Genomic DNA, 490 nt, shown 5'->3' with positions numbered 1-490 from the left:
TCTTTCCCTTCCGGTCCGCTTCGATGCGCATGATCCGCGCGCCGACGGACATGTCAGGCAGATCGAGCTTCATCGCGAGCGTGTCGTGCTGCGCCGTGCCGTCCGCGGCATGCAGATGGCGATCAACGTGCGGGTCAGCGACTTCACCGGTGTCGCGCTGCGCGGCAATGACGAAGCGCAGACGCTCGTCCTCGTGCATCGCGATCCCTCGTTGTCCATTCCGCTGCTGGTCGGCGCCGGTGCCGACGAGATCGCGCAAGCCTGGGCGATCTGGAGCGAGCTCTTCGCGCTGCCGCAGCTCGACGAAGCCGCCCGCAAGCCTGCGCCGCGCCGGCGCCGCGCCAACGCGATCCGCGCCCGCCGACCGAAATTCCTGATGCGCCGGCGCGCGGGCTTTGCGCGCGAGCTGCCCGTTCATCGGGGCGAACGCGAGATCATCGCGAGGAATTGAGCGGCAGTCACAGTGCCGTAGGGTGGGTTAGTCTTACTG

The 490-nt window shown here is 68.0% G+C and carries 1 protein-coding gene; it reads left to right on the top strand.

What is annotated here, in order from left to right; all coding sequences use genetic code 11:
- The coding region (locus tag IC50_RS36515; protein ID WP_035716430.1) for a DUF6101 family protein at nucleotides 1-451 on the top strand (451 nt) is incomplete at its 5' end.
- Nucleotides 452-490: the final 39 nt, after the last annotated feature.

Source organism: Bradyrhizobium genomosp. I (2014), assembly GCF_000261685.1.
In the GTDB taxonomy this organism is placed as follows: Bacteria; Pseudomonadota; Alphaproteobacteria; order Rhizobiales; family Xanthobacteraceae; genus Bradyrhizobium.
This window is presented reverse-complemented; position numbering and strand designations above follow the sequence as displayed.